At 61.6% G+C, this 15,816-nt stretch carries 14 protein-coding genes and 1 pseudogene; 7 read left to right on the top strand and 8 right to left on the bottom strand.

Annotation, left to right across the window (positions count from 1 at the left end; translation table 11 throughout):
• Positions 1-52 precede the first annotated feature (52 nt).
• Entirely contained in the window at positions 53-2,812 is a 2,760-nt protein-coding gene (locus tag ACTG19_RS15740; RefSeq protein ID WP_201989991.1) for a collagenase, read from the top strand.
• Between the two features lie 187 nt (positions 2,813-2,999).
• Positions 3,000-3,947 carry a SanA/YdcF family protein gene (locus tag ACTG19_RS15735; protein ID WP_113739894.1) on the top strand — a complete coding sequence of 316 codons (948 nt, stop codon included), beginning with the start codon at positions 3,000-3,002 and terminating at the stop codon, positions 3,945-3,947.
• An 84-nt stretch (positions 3,948-4,031) separates the two neighbouring features.
• Here the strand turns inward: ACTG19_RS15735 and ACTG19_RS15730 are convergent, their stop codons facing one another.
• The 3 genes from ACTG19_RS15730 to ACTG19_RS15720 all read right to left on the bottom strand — a co-directional run bounded on the left by ACTG19_RS15730 (position 4,032) and on the right by ACTG19_RS15720 (position 6,332).
• The gene (locus ACTG19_RS15730; RefSeq protein WP_252655868.1) at positions 4,032-4,646 is read right to left on the bottom strand and encodes a superoxide dismutase; all 615 of its coding nucleotides are present in this window, start codon (positions 4,644-4,646) and stop codon (positions 4,032-4,034) included.
• Between the two features lie 17 nt (positions 4,647-4,663).
• Positions 4,664-5,143 carry a hypothetical protein gene (locus ACTG19_RS15725; RefSeq protein WP_005354955.1) on the bottom strand — a complete coding sequence of 160 codons (480 nt, stop codon included), beginning with the start codon at positions 5,141-5,143 and terminating at the stop codon, positions 4,664-4,666.
• Between the two features lie 175 nt (positions 5,144-5,318).
• Positions 5,319-6,332 (bottom strand): chemotaxis protein, encoded by a 1,014-nt coding sequence (locus ACTG19_RS15720; RefSeq protein ID WP_252655870.1) that lies wholly within the window; start codon positions 6,330-6,332, stop codon positions 5,319-5,321.
• A gap of 204 nt (positions 6,333-6,536) precedes the next feature.
• On the opposite strand from ACTG19_RS15720, the gene ACTG19_RS15715 reads away from it, so the two are divergent.
• Entirely contained in the window at positions 6,537-7,256 is a 720-nt protein-coding gene (locus ACTG19_RS15715) for an SDR family NAD(P)-dependent oxidoreductase (RefSeq protein ID WP_439989251.1), read from the top strand.
• Here the strand turns inward: ACTG19_RS15715 and ACTG19_RS15710 are convergent.
• A pseudogene (locus ACTG19_RS15710) lies at positions 7,243-9,308 on the bottom strand (tRNA(Met) cytidine acetyltransferase TmcA). The gene ACTG19_RS15715 and the pseudogene ACTG19_RS15710 sit on opposite strands and share 14 nt — an antisense overlap.
• Entirely contained in the window at positions 9,305-9,616 is a 312-nt protein-coding gene (locus tag ACTG19_RS15705) for an HlyU family transcriptional regulator (RefSeq protein WP_113739899.1), read from the bottom strand. The pseudogene ACTG19_RS15710 and the gene ACTG19_RS15705 overlap by 4 nt, the downstream one beginning before the upstream one ends.
• 136 nt (positions 9,617-9,752) lie before the next feature.
• On the opposite strand from ACTG19_RS15705, the gene ACTG19_RS15700 reads away from it, so the two are divergent.
• The 3 genes from ACTG19_RS15700 (at position 9,753) to ACTG19_RS15690 (ending at position 11,223) form a co-directional block, all read left to right on the top strand.
• Positions 9,753-9,959, top strand: a complete 207-nt coding sequence (locus ACTG19_RS15700; protein WP_047436593.1) for a bacterioferritin-associated ferredoxin — start codon at positions 9,753-9,755, stop codon at positions 9,957-9,959.
• Between the two features lie 144 nt (positions 9,960-10,103).
• Positions 10,104-10,580, top strand: coding sequence for a bacterioferritin (bfr, locus tag ACTG19_RS15695; protein WP_005354959.1), 477 nt, complete (start codon positions 10,104-10,106; stop codon positions 10,578-10,580).
• A 184-nt stretch (positions 10,581-10,764) separates the two neighbouring features.
• Positions 10,765-11,223 carry a methylglyoxal synthase gene (locus tag ACTG19_RS15690; protein ID WP_005354960.1) on the top strand — a complete coding sequence of 153 codons (459 nt, stop codon included), beginning with the start codon at positions 10,765-10,767 and terminating at the stop codon, positions 11,221-11,223.
• A gap of 88 nt (positions 11,224-11,311) precedes the next feature.
• On the opposite strand, the gene ACTG19_RS15685 is transcribed toward ACTG19_RS15690, so the two are convergent.
• Together ACTG19_RS15685 and ACTG19_RS15680 are read right to left on the bottom strand one after the other, a co-directional pair.
• Positions 11,312-12,463 (bottom strand): iron-containing alcohol dehydrogenase, encoded by a 1,152-nt coding sequence (locus ACTG19_RS15685; protein ID WP_162628414.1) that lies wholly within the window; start codon positions 12,461-12,463, stop codon positions 11,312-11,314.
• 143 nt (positions 12,464-12,606) lie between these two features.
• Positions 12,607-13,062: a hypothetical protein gene (locus tag ACTG19_RS15680; protein WP_064341599.1), complete on the bottom strand. Its 456-nt coding sequence runs from the start codon at positions 13,060-13,062 to the stop codon at positions 12,607-12,609.
• A gap of 473 nt (positions 13,063-13,535) precedes the next feature.
• Here ACTG19_RS15680 and ACTG19_RS15675 point away from each other — a divergent pair, with 473 nt between their 5' ends.
• A complete protein-coding gene (locus ACTG19_RS15675) occupies positions 13,536-15,008 on the top strand; it encodes a C69 family dipeptidase (RefSeq protein WP_113739901.1) in 1,473 nt (490 codons plus the stop codon).
• A 61-nt stretch (positions 15,009-15,069) separates the two neighbouring features.
• Here ACTG19_RS15675 and ACTG19_RS15670 read toward each other — a convergent pair whose 3' ends face one another.
• Positions 15,070-15,816 (bottom strand): SDR family oxidoreductase, encoded by a 747-nt coding sequence (locus ACTG19_RS15670; RefSeq protein ID WP_439989250.1) that lies wholly within the window; start codon positions 15,814-15,816, stop codon positions 15,070-15,072.

Genomic DNA, 15,816 nt, shown 5'->3' with positions numbered 1-15,816 from the left:
TGCCTTGCGATTACTCGCAAGACAATACACAAACAAGAACAAAGGGATAAAAATGAACCGTTCAGGTACCGGGTGGCTGCTGCTGGCAGGCCCCCTGCTTTTGGCTACATCCTCGGCGCAAGCCAACTACTCCCCCAATGACTGGCGACAGTATCAGCTGACTGGCGAATCGAGCCGGCAACTGGCCGCTCGCATCACCGAGATCACCTACGAGCTCAAGGCGCGCAGCAGCAACGCCCCCTATCAGCAGCTCAGGGTCTACCGTCGCTTCGACTGGCAGAGCAGCGCTCTCGCCGCACTGGCCGAGCAACAGTGTGGCGAGCCGCAGCTCAAGGTAGATGCGGGCTGGCAGGTCCGCTTCGTGCGCTGTGAAGATCGGATTCCGGCGGGCAAGCTGATCCCGGCCAGCAGTTATGACTTCGGTTATGGCCTCAAGCAGGGTCGCTGGGAGCAACTGGCGGGCACGCCGACCGCCCAACGGCAGGATCGTCTGCCACTGCCACAAGCCATCATCCTGGGTCAGAGCGAAAGGGAGCTGGATCGTTGCGAACTCAACCCGCAGGGCCGCTGCGCCGAGTCGGAGTGGCACTATCAACCGCAGGATTGGCAGCAGTTGCAGGTACTTGAAGAGACCCCGAGTGAGCGGGATGGCCGGTTGGAGCAGATCTTCTTCCGTCTGCAACCGGTGGCAGGCAGTCAGGCGGCCGCTCAGGTCAGCGAGATCCACGTCTGGCGCCGCTATCAGTGGCAGCTGGATCAACTCACGCCTCAGCAGGAGTGTGATGAGCCACAGGAGCGCAAGGAGGGGAACAACACCATCCGCTATCGCATCTGCCGTCAGGTGATCCCCGCTGGCAGCGAGGTTCAGGTAACGTTGCAAGATAGCGGCTACCAATACCCGGTCGCCGGCGGCGAGTGGCAACCCCTGCCAGAGAGCAAAGAGTGGCAGGAGAGCCGGGTGCTCAATCGCCCCATCGTGCTGGCCAGCAAGGAGGAGCAGCTGGAGTGCCGCCGTGCCAACGGTCGTCTCTGCTCCGAACCCGAGCAGCCCGATGTGGACCTGCTCGACAGCGATGCCGCCAAACTGGTAGCCGACGTGAGCGGCCAGAACAGTCCTGCCTGGCAGGCGGATTACGGCCACGATGACGCCAAGCTGATGGCGGTGGTGCGCGGCATGCGTGCCCTACTGGCGGCCAACCAGCCGACCCATCCGGCAATGGACAAGCTGCTCTACTATGTGCGCGCCCACAACTACCACGGCGGCGTTGGCAAAGAGAGTGATCAGGCTGCCCGGGCACTGGCCGGGGTAATGATTGATCTGCTCAACCACCCATTGCTGCTGGGAGCTGAACCGCAGGATCAGGCTGGCACAGTGCTGGAAGCCTGGAGCGTGGCAGCGCAGGGACAACTTGGCCAAGCCGCCTTCCGCCAGAGTGCCGCCCCCATGCTGGCCCAGCTCAACCAGGCGCTCGGCTATGCGGTGCAACATGCGGCACAGATCAATGGCCACAAACCCTGGGCCGATGGCCTGTTCGAGCTGCTCAATCTGGTCGATCAGAGCGCCTCTTACGGTCAGCAGGCTGACTTCAGCGCAGCTGTGCTGCAGCAGGAGGCGGCATTGCGCCAGAGCCTGCTGCAACTGGGCCTGAGCGAGCTGGCCCTCTGGAAACAGCGCGACGGCTCACGGGATCTGTTTATCTTCAACAACATCCTCGATGCCCACAGCCGCCTCTACCAGATGATGCGCTACCTCCATCACACCAGCCCGGATAAGGCGATCGCCTATCGCCAGCAGCTGGATCGCGATGTCATCGCCATCATGCGCCAGCAGGGGCTGATCCCGGGTGGCCAGCATCCGGCCGCCATGCTGGAAGAGGTCTCCCTGACCCTCTCCAGCTACTACCTCACCTACACGGATCGCACCAGCGAGGCTTGTGTCAGCGGCGAGTTTGCCGGGCTTTGCACACCGATCCGCATGGAAGATATTCTGCCGTTCGAGCACACCTGCTCACCCACCCTGCGTCTGCGCGCCCAGGATCTGACTCAGGCTCAGGCCGAAGGGATCTGCCGCGAGCTGGGTGATGAAGAGCAGCGCTTCCACCAGCAGATGGAAACGGGCGAGCAACCGGTGGCCGACGATCACAACGAGGCGCTGGAGCTGGTGATCTTCAACTCCTCCGCCGACTGGGGCCGCTACGGCAGCGCGCTGTTTGGTGTCTCCACCGACAATGGCGGCATCTATATCGAGGGGGATCCGGCTCGCCCCGGCAATCAGGCCCGCTTCTTCGCCTATGAGGCGGAGTGGAAACGCCCTGCCTTCCAGGTGTGGAACCTGCGCCACGAGTACGTTCACTATCTGGATGGGCGCTTCAATCAGTACGGCAGCTTCGGCCACTATCCGCTCAACCGCACCACCTGGTGGGCCGAGGGGATTGCAGAGTACATCGCCCACGGCCAGTGCTTTGCCCGGGGTCTGGATAACGTGGCAAACCGCCCCGCCAACCAGCGTCCGACACTGGCGGCGATCCTCCACCTTGACTACAACCAGGGTGGCGAGATGGTCTACTCCTGGTCCTATACCGTGCACCGCTTCCTCAACGATACCGGTCGCGGCGCCAGCTGGCTGGCGCTGGCACAGGCGCTGCGCAATCCGGATCGGCAGCAGGCGATGAGCGACTTCGAAGGGGAGCTGGACCGGCTGATCGCCAACGACAGCGATGCCTATCAGGCGTGGCTCGCCCGGGATCTGCTGCCCTGGTGGCAAGCCAACAAGGAGTCAGACGCCTGCAAGGGTAACGACTCCGCCCACTGATAGACCTTCACCGACCAGAGGGGCTGCCACCGCAGCCCCTCGCTTTATCCTCCCGCTCTCCCGGCCTCTGCTGCGACAACCTCTGCCCGAATGAGGTGCCCGCCCGTTATCAAGCCTGACGCCAGCGGCCGAGTTGTAATAGAATGCCGATAGCCACTCCCAACTTCAGACCCTGACCGCACCGCGCATGAAGAAGTTTGCCAAGATCCTCCTCGCCTGCCTCGTTTTGCTGCTGGCCCTGATTGCCATGCTGCTGGGCTACAGCGAGTGGATCGTCTCGGATGCCCGTCACTACACCTACGATCAGGTGGACAAGGTGCCCTACAACCGGGTTGCGGTGGTGCTGGGTACCTCCAAATATCTCTCCGGTGGCGGCCCCAACCACTACTTCAAATACCGCATCAAGGCGGCGGCCGAGCTCTACAACAATGCCAAGGTGGACTTCATCATCGTCTCCGGTGACAACGCCACCGTGCAGTACAACGAGCCGCGCCAGATGCGCCGCGCCCTGATCAAGGCGGGCATCCCCGCCTCCGCCATCTATATGGATTTCGCCGGATTCCGCACCCTCGACTCAGTGGTTCGTGCCAAGGAGGTGTTCGGCCAGGAGCGCTTTACCGTGGTCTCCCAGGGCTTTCACAACGAGCGGGCCATTTTCATCGCCCGCCATTTCGGTATCGATGCGGTCGGCTTCAATGCCGAGGATCCCAGCGCCTATCAGGGGATCCGCACCCGAGTGCGGGAAGTCTTTGCCCGCCTGATGGGGCTGCTCGACCTCTATGTACTGGACAAGGGACCCAAGTTCCTCGGCGCTCCTGTGCCCATCGGTCTGCCAGTGCCTTGCCAGTCACTGAGCACCATCGGCAGCCTGCAACCCTGCCTCAAACAGCCCAAACCGGCGGTGGATGAGGCCAAGCCAGCGGCAGTATCTGCCGCAGTTGCCACCGAGTCGGCTACTCCATCTGCCTCGGCCGTGACTGAACAAGTCACTCCTGCTTTATCCGCAGCGGTAGCCACTGAGCCGGTCACTCCCGCTAAACCCGCGGCAGAAACCACCGCCGAGATGCCCAGCGCGGCCTTGCCCACATTGCCGATGACCCCTTCAGCCGCCAGCGTCAGCACTGCCACACCATAAACAGACGACCCGCCAACTGGCGGGTCTTGTTATTACAGCGCGGATTGTGGCGGTGAGCCTGCACACCCATACCCAGCGACCAGGTCAGCCTCGCGCCGCCTGATAGCGGCGGGCCACTTCGGCCCAATACACCACCTGATAGAAGGCTGCGATATAGTCAGGACGCTTGTTCTGGTACTTGAGATAGTAGGCGTGCTCCCACACATCCAGTCCCAGGATCGGGGTATGGCCATGCATCAGGGGACTATCCTGATTGGCACTGCTCTCCACCTGCAATCTGCCCGCCTTGTCCACCACCAGCCAGGCCCAGCCGCTACCAAAGCGGCTCAGAGCCGCCTGAGTGAAAGCCTGCTTGAAGGCATCGAATCCCCCCAATTCCCGCTCAATGGCCAGAGCCAGCTCACCACCCGGCTCACCGCCCCCCTGCGGGCTCATCACCAGCCAGAACAGGGAGTGATTGGCATGGCCGCCGCCATGGTTGCGTACCGCACCCTGCAAGGTGGCGGGCAAAGTATCGAAGCGGCGCAGCAGCTCCTCTACCGGCAGTGCGGCCAGCTCGGGCGCCGTTTCCAGTGCGGCGTTGAGGTTGTTGATATAGGTCTGGTGATGACGGCTATGGTGGATCTCCATGGTCAGTGCATCGATATGGGGTTCCAGTGCGTCGTAGGCATAGTTCAGGGCAGGCAGGGTATGGCTCATGATGACCTCTGTTCGGATTAATGGAGCCGGGATGAGGGCTCGCTCTGACACAGGCAGTGACCGAGCGAACGCATGATCCCGGCGTGGCTGCCGTGGCGCTGTACGAACGTCAGCAACTCGGCACGGGTTGTGCGGGTATGGCGCAAAGCAGCCTCTCGCAGGCGAGAGGAGCAAGCGGGGGAGTGACAGGTTGCCAACAGGCAGTCGTGCACATAGCAGAGCAGGTCGGCGGCGCGATCGGGCAGAGTCATGGCCACCAGCAGATCCGCCAGATTGTGGTGAGCCACCACCAGCGCCGCCACCGCCTCATCGGCGTCATGCCACTGCACCAACTGCTGACGAGCCAGCCAGAGCGCCTGCTGATAATGAGCCAACGCCTGATGATACTCGCCGCAGTCAAACAGCCGGTTGCCCTCTCGGGTCTGCTGTTTCCAGTGACTCATGCTGCTGCCACCTTCGGTCGACTCGACCCACCCCTTCACCCAGGTTGCTGTCATATGCTTCACACCAACAAATGATAATAGTTATCATTACATAAATCATATCCGGGAGACAAGGGGCGTCGGGATCGCAGTAAACAGCCAAAACAGCGCGGCCACTCCTTGGCAAGGAGTGGCCGCTTGAGGCAACCGGTCAGTGAATTCGACCGGCCAATTGGAAGTTAATGGCAGGTCAGATGTTGTTGGCGGGCGAAGGCGGGGCAATTCCCAGCAGCATGTGATCCATCATCCCCACCATGCGCCCTATCTCGGGCTTGGTGATGGTATCGTTGGCCCCCAGTTGCAGTGCTTTCTGGCGGTTATCATCGCTCATCAGGGAGGAGAACATCACGATGGGCATCTCCTTGTAGGAGGGGGTATCCCGCAGACGCTTGAGCAGGTGCATGCCATCCATGCGCGGCATCTCCACATCGGTGATCACCGCATTGACGAAGCCGGTCACCGGCATTCTCTCCTCCTGGGCCAGACGATCGAAATCCGTCATCATCTCCAGCCCCTCTCCCCCGTCCTTGGCCGTGATCACGTTGTAACCGGCGGTGCGCAGGGTGGTTTCGATCATCTTGCGGATAAAGGCTGAGTCATCCACCACCAGAATGGTTTTGCCCTGGCGCAGCGCCATCATGCGATCGTCGATAAGCACTTTGCGATCCTGAGTGACGTCGTACTTCTCCATGCTGAGCTCGGGGTTGATGTCGGCGATGATCTTCTCGAAATCGAGGATCATGATGAGATTGCCATCACGCCTGACCACGGCCACCACGCAGTCGTTCTCCCCCGCCTCCAGAAACTGGCTGGGGGACTCCACATCCTCCCAAGAGACCCGGTGGATCCTGCTGACACTGTCGATCAGAAAACCGTTGGCCATCTTGTTGAAGTCGGTGACGATCACCACCTTGTGGCTGGGGTCCGGGTTGGTCTTGATGCCGAGCCAGCCCGCCAGATCCACCAGCGGGATGAGCCGATCCCGCAGGGAGAATACCCCCACCATATGACGCTGGGCATTGGGGTAATCTGTGGTCTCCGGTACCCGGATCACCTCGCGCACCTTGGCGACGTTGATCCCGTAATAAGCGGTTTTTTCACGGCCGTCCGGTAGCTGCTTCTTGAGGTGAAACTCGATGATCTCAAGCTCATTGGTGCCACTTTCGGTCAGGATAGATTTACGCTCTTCCCCATCTTTGGACATCGTGGTGACTCTCATTCTGGTTGCGCGGGCAGCAGACCGCTGCGGTTTTCCCTCAGTATAGGAATGGATTTCACCCAACGGCTCGGATCTCGGCAAGATTGCACCGTTACCCGCTTGATCCCGCAGGCTGGCACGATCGTATGTGCCACTCAGGACAACATTGGCAGATGGTGAAATCCATCATGTACTCACAAGGAGCCTGAGATGAGTGAAGGTATCGTCGTGATTGGCGCTTCTGGCGGGATCGGGGCGGCTCTGGTGACACACTGGTTGGCGGCGGGTGTCGGGCCAGTCATTGCCATCAGCCGTCAGCCCGCACCAGCAGGCGCCTCTTCGCCAGCCCTGCACTGGCTATGTTGCGATTACAGCGATGAGCAGATGGCAGCTGCGGTAGCCCGCATCGCTGAGTTGGCACCTAGACCACATCGGGTGGTGATCTGCAATGGCATACTGCATCAGGGGGAAATCCAGCCAGAGAAGCGGCTGGAAGCAATCAATCTGGATGCCATGACCCGCTTCTACCAGACCAATGCCTTGCTGCCGCTGCGCTGGATCAGCCAGTTGTTACCGCTGTTTAGCCGCGAGCCTTGCACCTTGGCCGTTCTCAGTGCCCGGGTCGGCAGCATTGGCGACAACCGAGCAGGCGGCTGGTATGGCTATCGCGCATCCAAGGCCGCCCTCAACATGCTGCTCAAGTGTGCCGCCATCGAGCTGGCCCGGCGGGCCCCCGGCGTCAAATTGCTGGCCTTCCATCCCGGCACAGTGGATACCCAACTCTCCCGCCCGTTTCACGCCAATGTACCGGCGGGAAATGTGCAGAGTCCCGAGCTGGTAGCCGACCATCTGATTAACCTGATGAACCGGCTGCAACCGGATGGCGAGCTGAGCTTTCTCGACTGGCAGGGCAAACCTATCGAGTGGTAGGGGAACTCAAGAGACGCGCCAGCAGCGCCCGCAACCTCTTGATCACGGCGGGCTTGCCAGCCAGTTGCAACCTCGCAGCCAGTCTTCCCCAGTCGGCATATTGCCAGATGGCTGCGATCAGCAGATAACGCTCTTCAGGGGTCAGTGAACCCAGCACAGCCAGATTGCGCGCCAGCCACAGCTGCAAGCTGGATTGGCTCAGTTCGAACGGCTTGTGATGCAGGGCAAAGCACTCAACCTCATCGCGCTCGAACTCGCCAAGCTCAGTTGCGGTGACGGTGCTGCCTTGCAGGCATTGCCATACCAGCTCGGGCTCCAATCCTTTCAACTCACCCGCCAGCAGGGTCGGCAGCTGGCGAATGAAACGCTGCTGCCACTGATCCAGCTCGGGCTCATGCTCGGGTTTCAGCGCCTTTAGCAGCAGGGCGGCGTGGCAGCCGCTGGCGGCATCCCGTTGTAGACCAATGCGCAGCACCGTCAGTCCGGCCTTGCGCCAGAAGGGGAGCAGGTCGGCGCTGGCCGAAAAGGCAGAACCGAGGTAATCGATCCCCGCCTGACGATAATGTTCTTCAAGCCTGCCAAGCAGCAGCGAACCCAGCCCGTGGCGGTGTAGCTCGGGATGGATGGCGATACGCATCACCCGGGCGTAGCTGCGCCCCCCGCCGTTTTAAAACCGGCGTGGGCCAGCAGCGATTGGGGCAGCAGATGGCCGCGCGGACGGCGGCGACCGGCCCAGATCGCCTCGGCCAGTTCGGGCTCTATCTCCCCTTCCCGCGCCACCAGCGCCACACCCAGCAGGCTCGCATCCTGCTCCAGCAGATGGATGTCGAGATCCGGGCTCTCCAGCAGGGACCTGAGATCGCTCGGCGTAGTCTGGTAGTGAGCCAGCACCAGCAGGCCAAAGAGCTGGTCGAGCAGCGCCTCGTCGCTCGCCAGCGCCTCCTGACTGACCAGACGCCAGCTCGGGCTGGTAGGCGGCAAGGGAGTTGCCACTTCGGCATTGAGGCCGAGCAGGCGGAAGATCAGCGGCTCCAGCGGATCACGCTCACTCCAGCGAATGGGCTCAGAGAGGTGGATCTCCTGCCACTCCGGGGTCTGGCTATCGAGCACCCGTTTGAAGCGCAGGTGAAAACCGCGCCCCGTCCCTTCGTAACCGTGCTCGGTGGTGGCAAACACAATGCGGCTGTGGCGGGCCAGCATGGCTTCAAGCTGCGGGGTCGGAATGGCGGCCGCTTCATCCACCAGCAGCAGATCGGGATTCATCGCCTCGTGCACCAGCCGATCCGGCGAACAGTAGCTCAGCCCTGTCAGCTGTTCCGGCGTGCAATCGAGCCCGCAAGCGGCGTGGGCAAACAGGGTGGCGACCGTCGCCTGCGAGGGGGCCGTCACCACGATGTTCAGCCCTGGCTGCTGGCGCAGCAGCTCGGCGGCAGCCAGCCCCAGCAGCGCACTCTTGCCACGGCCGCGGTCGGCGCTCAGCACCAGCGGACGGCGGCGATGGCCCTGCAACACCTTGTGGATGGCGGGCAGTGCCCGTGCCTGATCGCTGCTCAGCCTGCGCTCGGGCCCAATCGGTTGCCACGGCTGCGAGCAAACTGGCGGCTCCAGAAAGAGGGCTGGATCACCTTCCAGCAACCGAACCAGTCGGGCGATAAAGCCGTGGCCGGCCCGGCTCGCCTCCTCCGGCTGGGCCACCAGCCGGATCCGGTCAGGATCCGGCCATGCGGGCCACTGCGCTCTGGGCGGGGTCAGCAGCAGCAGCAAGCCACCGGCGCGCAGGGTGCCTGCCAGCGCCCCGAAGGCGTCGGGATGAAAGCCGCTGAAAGCGTTGAACACCAGCATGTCGCACTCTTGACCGAGCCGCTGCAGCGCCTTGGCGGCGGGTTGCGGAGCATAATGCTCGGGCCCGGCGCCCAGCCAGAAGACGGTCTCGCCGAGCAGGGATTGAGCGCGGGCAATGCAGTCGGCCTCCTCCCCCTCCAGCCAGATCAGGCGTCGCTCACCGGCGCGGGCCAGCGCCTCGCGCAGCAGGGTGACCTCTTGCAGTGTCATGAAGCCTGGCTGTCAGCCGGTTTGCGGGGCTCGAACATGCGATCCCCCATCTGATCGATAAAGGTGTGGGCCTTCTGCACCATGAAGCGCTCGGCATCGGCCGGATTGGCAAACAGATCGGAGCGGATGAAACGGTGGATTTGCAGCACGCCGTCCAGCTCCTTGGTGATGCGGCCCGCCAGCCGATACTGGCCACCTTCTGCCATGGGTTCCGGATAGATGAGATAGCCGGCATATTCGGTCGGGGTCACTTCCACAACCTTGGTCGGCTCGCCCCCGAACAGGGCGCTGAACAGTTTCTTGAGCATGGTGATCTCCTCTGGTTGCCAGCATTGTCCCCAAGGGGTTGCACAGTGGCAAGCAGGGGATCTTATTACCAATGGTTATTTGCACTACGAACCATTCTCATTTAGATTTCATCTCATTCCACAAGAGGTGACCATCATGTACGTCTGTTTGTGCCGCGGCATCACAGATACCCAGATCCGCAAAGCAGTGCAGTCAGGTAAAAGCGAATTCCGCCAGCTCAAGCAGTCGCTCGAGGTGGGCGCCCAATGTGGAAAATGCGTGCGCATGACCATGGAGATCATCGCCGCCGAGCTCGACAAGATGGAGCAGGATCAACCCGTGCTCTACTACGAAGTGGCCTGATCCGGACACCTCTTTTCTGATGCGACCCGCCAACAGGGTCACCTCTTTTCTCAGGCGAGCTGGCTCGCCAAACCCCTTGTTGTCACTTTTCTGGACTAAGCTCTAACGATCGAAGCCTCAGGCACGAACCAAGGAGCACTGTCGATGAAAGGAGATCCCAAGATCATTGCCCACCTCAACAAGGTGCTGGCCAATGAGCTGATTGCCATCAACCAATACTTCCTGCACGCCCGCATCTACGATGACTGGGGCCTCAAGGCGCTCGGGCACAAGGAGTATCACGAGTCTATCGATGAGATGAAACACGCCGATGAGCTGGTCAAGCGCGTGCTGTTTCTCGAAGGGCTGCCCAATTTGCAGGATCTGGGCAAGCTGCGTATCGGCGAGACCGTCGAAGAGATGCTGCGCTGCGACCTTTCGCTGGAGATGGATGCCATCCCCGACCTCAAGGTAGCCATCGCCTATGCCGAGTCGGTGCAGGACTACATCAGCCGCGACCTGTTCCAGGAGATCCTGGAGGATGAAGAGGAGCATGTGGACTGGCTGGAGACCCAGCTCGATCTTATCGATCGCATCGGGCTGGAGAACTACCAGCAGTCGCAACTGCACCACGGCTCCTGAGCCAGCAGGCCAGCAAGCAAAGAGACCCGCCAGCGCGGGTCTCTTTATTTGGGCAGCCATATTTGAGTTGCATGACCCGAAAACTTTTCGACAGGATCACAGTTAATGCGCCCGACACAGCATCTGTCATGGCTTTCGATTAGGATACGACTCTCTGCCAATAACAATGCTACGGACGATTTCCATGGAACAGATTGCACGCGAGATGGCGCCCCACAAGCGGGTGGCTCTGGTGGCTCACGACAACATGAAGACCCCTCTGCTGAACTGGGTGATGCGCCGCAAGGAGGAGCTCAAGCTCCACCATCTCTATGCGACCGGCACCACCGGCACCATGCTCGGCAAGCAGGCGCAACTGCCCATCACCTGCCTCTTCTCCGGCCCCATGGGGGGCGACCAGCAGCTCGGCGCCCTGATCGCCGAAGGGAAGATCGATGTGCTGATCTTCTTCTGGGATCCCCTCAATGCGGTGCCGCACGATCCGGACGTGAAGGCGCTGCTGCGCCTTGCGGCGGTCTGGAACATCCCGGTCGCCACCAACGAAGCGACCGCCGACTTCATCATGGACAGCCCCCATATGCGGCAGGCGTTCAGCGTGCAGATCCCGGATTACGCCGGTTATCTGAAGGCGCGCACCGAGTGATCGGCTAACCCTCATGCAAGAGGGCCGCAACAAGCGGCCCTCTTTAATTGGGAAAATGAATCAGCCAGGGACACAAACCGGCGCCGGCTTATAGCGCGCGGGCGAGAATGCGTGCCACCCGATCCGGGTCGATATCCTGCTGCTCACCGAGCGCGGTGCGCCCCACCCGCTTGAGGTTGGAGCAGACCGCCGGAATGCAGCTTTCGCTGAGGCCATAGTCGGCAAGCCGGGTCCCCAGTCCCATCTTCTGGAAGAATTGCTCGGTGCGGATGATCGCCTCCTCGATGCGCAGGGCCTTGTCCTCGCGGGTCGAATACCACACCCGCTCAGCAAACTGGGCCAGCTTGTCCTGCTTCTGGCTCGCCCGCTCACGCAGCAGCGAAGGGAGCACCACCGCCAAGCTCTGGCCATGATCCAGCCCGTAGAGCGCCGTCAGCTGATGGCCGATAGCGTGAGAGGCCCAATCCTGCGGCACTCCGCAACCGATAAGCCCGTTGAGCGCCAGACTGGCCGCCCACATCAGATTGGCCCGCACCTGATAGTTGGTCGGCTCCGCCAGCGCCTTGGGGCCGTTCTCCACCAGCACCTGCAGCAAACCTTCCGCCAGCCGATCCTGTACCTCGCCGCCGACCGGAAAGGTGAGGTACTGCTCGGCAATATGGACGAAGGCATCCACCACTCCGTTACCGGTCTGGCGCGGCGGCAGACTGTAGGTGGTCGCCGGATCGAGCACCGCAAATTGCGGCTGCACCAGCGGGCTTCTGAAGGAGATCTTCACATCCCCCCGGCTCACCACCGAGGTGGGATTGCTCTCGGAGCCGGTGGCTGGCAGGGTCAGCACACAGCCCATCGGCAGCGCCTTGTGCACACTCGCCTGTTTACCGCAGATATCCCAGGGATCATCCCCCTCGTAGCAGGCGGCGGCCGCAACAAACTTGGTGCCATCCACTACCGAGCCGCCTCCGACGGCTAGCAAGAAGTCGATGCGATCGCGTTTAACCTGCGCCACCGCCTCCATCAACAGCTCGAATCTGGGGTTGGCGCCGATGCCGGAAAACTCCTGCCACGTCACCCCTTCCAGCGCCCGGGTCAGCTGCTCATAGACGCCGTTTTGCTTGATGCTGCCGCCGCCGTAGAGCACCAGCAGCCGGCTGCCGGGCGGGATCAGTTCGGGCAGGCTGGCGATCTGCCCCTCGCCGAAACAGATACGGGTCGGATTGGCATATTGGAAGTTGTACACGGCGGACTCCTCGACTGGCTCAATGCGCGGACATTGTGCGCCTGTGGGGAGGTGAGGTCAAAAGAGGTGGCAGAAGCTTGCCCATCGGCGGTCGACACTGGCCCATCGGTGCCGACCGGGTATCTCACACAACAGTGACGGGATCAGGCGGTTTTGGCCTTATCTGTGGATGAGCTCTTCTTGCCGGTCAGGCGATCCATCGCCTCCTTGAGCATCGCCTCTCGCTGCTCGTTGAGCGGCTTGCTCTGCTCCGCCCGCTCTTCCGGAGTCAGCTTCTTGTTATCGGCGATGGTCTTGAGCTTCTCTTCGATCTCGTTGAACTTCTTGCGATCGAAACCGAGCGCCTTGTCCACCAGCTGCTGCACCACGCCCCCCTTGTCGGAGCTCATATCGAGCGCCGGTGGCAACTTGTTGTTCTTGGCCAGATGTTCGTAGGTCAGCACCTGCTGGGCCTGGCCGGTCATGCGCTGGGTGGAGAGGCTGACCATCTCCTCCCAGCCACCGCCCTGACCGCCGCTACTGGCACTGTTGAGGGTAGCGAGGGCACGGTTGTTGGATGCGCTCTGGGCAAGCTGCTGGCTGTAGGGTTTGATATCCATGGGGGCTCCAATTCGGTGCGCATCTGCGGCAATGGGCACAGGCTGATCCGGTCACATGGGGCGTCAGGCCCCACCATTATCAATTAAACCAGCAAGTTACAGGCCAACTTGTCAGATAGTGCGAGATCCAGAGATATGGCGGATCTCACCACGTCCCCCACGCAAACTGGCGTCAGAATCATGACTCATCTGCTGCCAGTTCACACTGTTTTGGCACATTTTGCCGTCCGCGCACCACGACGCCAGAGAAAAGTCAGGAACCGCAGCCCGATCACAAAATAAACAACCACTCAGGAATACAATTTTGGCGCACATCACAACCAGCCAGCCGTGTCATGGATGATCTGTTCGAAAAACCAATAACAGGCAGATCAATCTGCCGTGCTCACTCCGCTGCCAGTTCGGAGTTGCAGCCTCCCCACACCTCATCCCCTCGTCTGACTCTCACTCACCGCAACCCTTCGGGTACACCTATGAAAAAACACACCTTGAGTCTTCTCTCTGCCACCCTGCTCACCCTGCTTGGCACCAGTGCCGACGCCTGTACCGGCCTTATCGTCGGCAAGGGCGCCAGTGCCGATGGCAGCGTGATGATCGCCAGAAACGAGGATTTTGGCGTCAACAACTGGAACAAGTACCTCGCCTTCCGGCCCGCGCAGCAGAACGAGGGCAAACTCTGGAAACTGGGCAACGGGCTGGAAGTGCCGATGCCCAAAGCATTTTTCGCCTACTCCGCCATCCACGACTGGGATGCCACCACCAGCGACCCGGCAGGCAAATATTATGAAGAGCGCGGCATCAACGAGTTCAACGTCGCCATCTCGGCCACCACCAGTGCCGAGGTCAACGACAAGGCCCGGAAAGCCGATCCGCTGATCGAGAAGGGAGTGATTGAAGCCATCATCCCCACCCTGATCCTGCCGCAGGCCAAGACGGCCAAAGAGGGGGTCGAGCTGCTCGGCCGCTATGTGGAGCAATATGGCGCCGGTGAGGGCAACAGCCTCTATCTGGCGGATGTGAGCGAGGCCTGGCTGATGGAGATTGGCTCCGGCCACCACTGGATCGCGGTGCGGGTGCCGGACGACAGCTACGCCATGGTGGCCAACGGCCTGCGCATCCACGGCGTCAATCTCGACAGCGCCGATGTGCAGCACTCGCCCAAGCTGCTGGAGTTCGTGCGTGAGCACAAACTGCTGGATAACGCCGACCCGAAAGATTTCAACTTCGCCAAGGCATTCGGAGTGATTGCCGACCCCTACAACGTGGATCGGGAGTGGCTCGGCCAGAACATGCTGACGGCCTCCCACAAACAGGCGACCCGGCAGGCGCAATATCCACTGTTTATGAAGCCGGATGCCCCCATCGCCGTGCCGGACGTGGCCAGGGTGCTGAGCGCCACCTATGACGGTACGCCGCTCACGGGCAAGGCGGAGCGGCCGATCCGCGTCGATCGCCAGCTCGAATCCCACGTCATCCAGCTGCGCAAGGAGATGCCCAAAGAGCTGCAGGGACTGATCTGGCAGAGCTACGGCGTGCTGGCCGAATCAGTGATGGTGCCGCTCTACAACACCCTGGAAAACTATCCCCTGCCCTATCGCACCGGCAGCGACAGCTACTCCGACGATTCCGCCTACTGGCAGTTCCGCAGCCTGACAGCGCTGGCCAGCACCGATCCGGACAAATACCTGCCGCTGCTGCGCGGCGTCTGGAGCAAGGAGAGCCACAAGCTCTACAAGGAGGTGGCGCTGCTCGACAAGAGCCTTAAGCAGGCCTATGCCAGCGACAAGGCTACCGCCATCGGGCTGGCCGCCGACTACTCCTATGGCCAGTTGGAGCAGACCTATCAGATGGCCAAAACGCTGCGCTACAAGCTGATGACGGATCTCACCAAGCGCAGCGAGAAGAAGTATTCGCCGGAGGAGTTCAAGAAGATCATGAGCCTGTGACCGGCTCGCCAACGCAAAGAGGCTCCCAAGGGAGCCTCTTTCGTTTCAGCCAATCCAGCGATCAGCGACGGCTGATATTGAGCGGGCCGAAGGTCTGCGCCACCGGCATGATCTCGATACTGTTGATGTTGACGTGGGCCGGTTGCTGGCTCACCCAGAGCACGGTATTGGCGATATCTTCCGGCTGGATAGCCTCCACCCCCTGATAGACGGAAGCCGCCTTGGCATCGTCACCGTGGAAGCGCACGTTGGAGAACTCGGTGCCGCCGCACAGGCCCGGCTCCACGTTGGTGACGCGGATGGCGGTGCCCGCCAGATCGGCGCGCAGGTTGAGGCTGAACTGCTTCACGAACGCCTTGGTGGCGCCGTAGACGTTGCCGCCCGGATAGGGGTAGGTACCCGCGATGGAGCCGATGTTGATGACATGGCCGCGATTGCGCGCCACCATGCCCGGCAGCAGCAATCGGGTGAGCAGGGTCAGGCCGCTGATGTTGGTGGCGATCATCTGCTCCCAATCTTCCAGATCCGCCTTGTGGGCCGGCTCCAGCCCCAGCGCCAGACCGGCGTTGTTGACCAGCAGATCCACCTCGCTCCAGGCGGCTGGCAGGTCGGCGATGGCGGCGCGGGTGGCCGCCTTGTCCTGCACGTCGAACGCCAGCGGCAGGAACTGCTCGCCCAGCTCGTCAGCCAGCGCTGCCAGCCGCTCGGCACGGCGACCGGTGCCGATCACCTTGTAGCCCGCCTGCACCAGCTGGCGACTGATGGCTTCACCAAAACCGGACGAGGCGCCCGTTACCATTGCAATCAT

Origin of the sequence: Aeromonas sp. 3P (genome assembly GCF_051919745.1) — a bacterium.
In the GTDB taxonomy this organism is placed as follows: Bacteria; Pseudomonadota; Gammaproteobacteria; order Enterobacterales; family Aeromonadaceae; genus Aeromonas; species Aeromonas veronii.
Note: the sequence above shows the minus strand (reverse complement) of the source record. Positions and strands in the feature narration are given on the sequence as shown.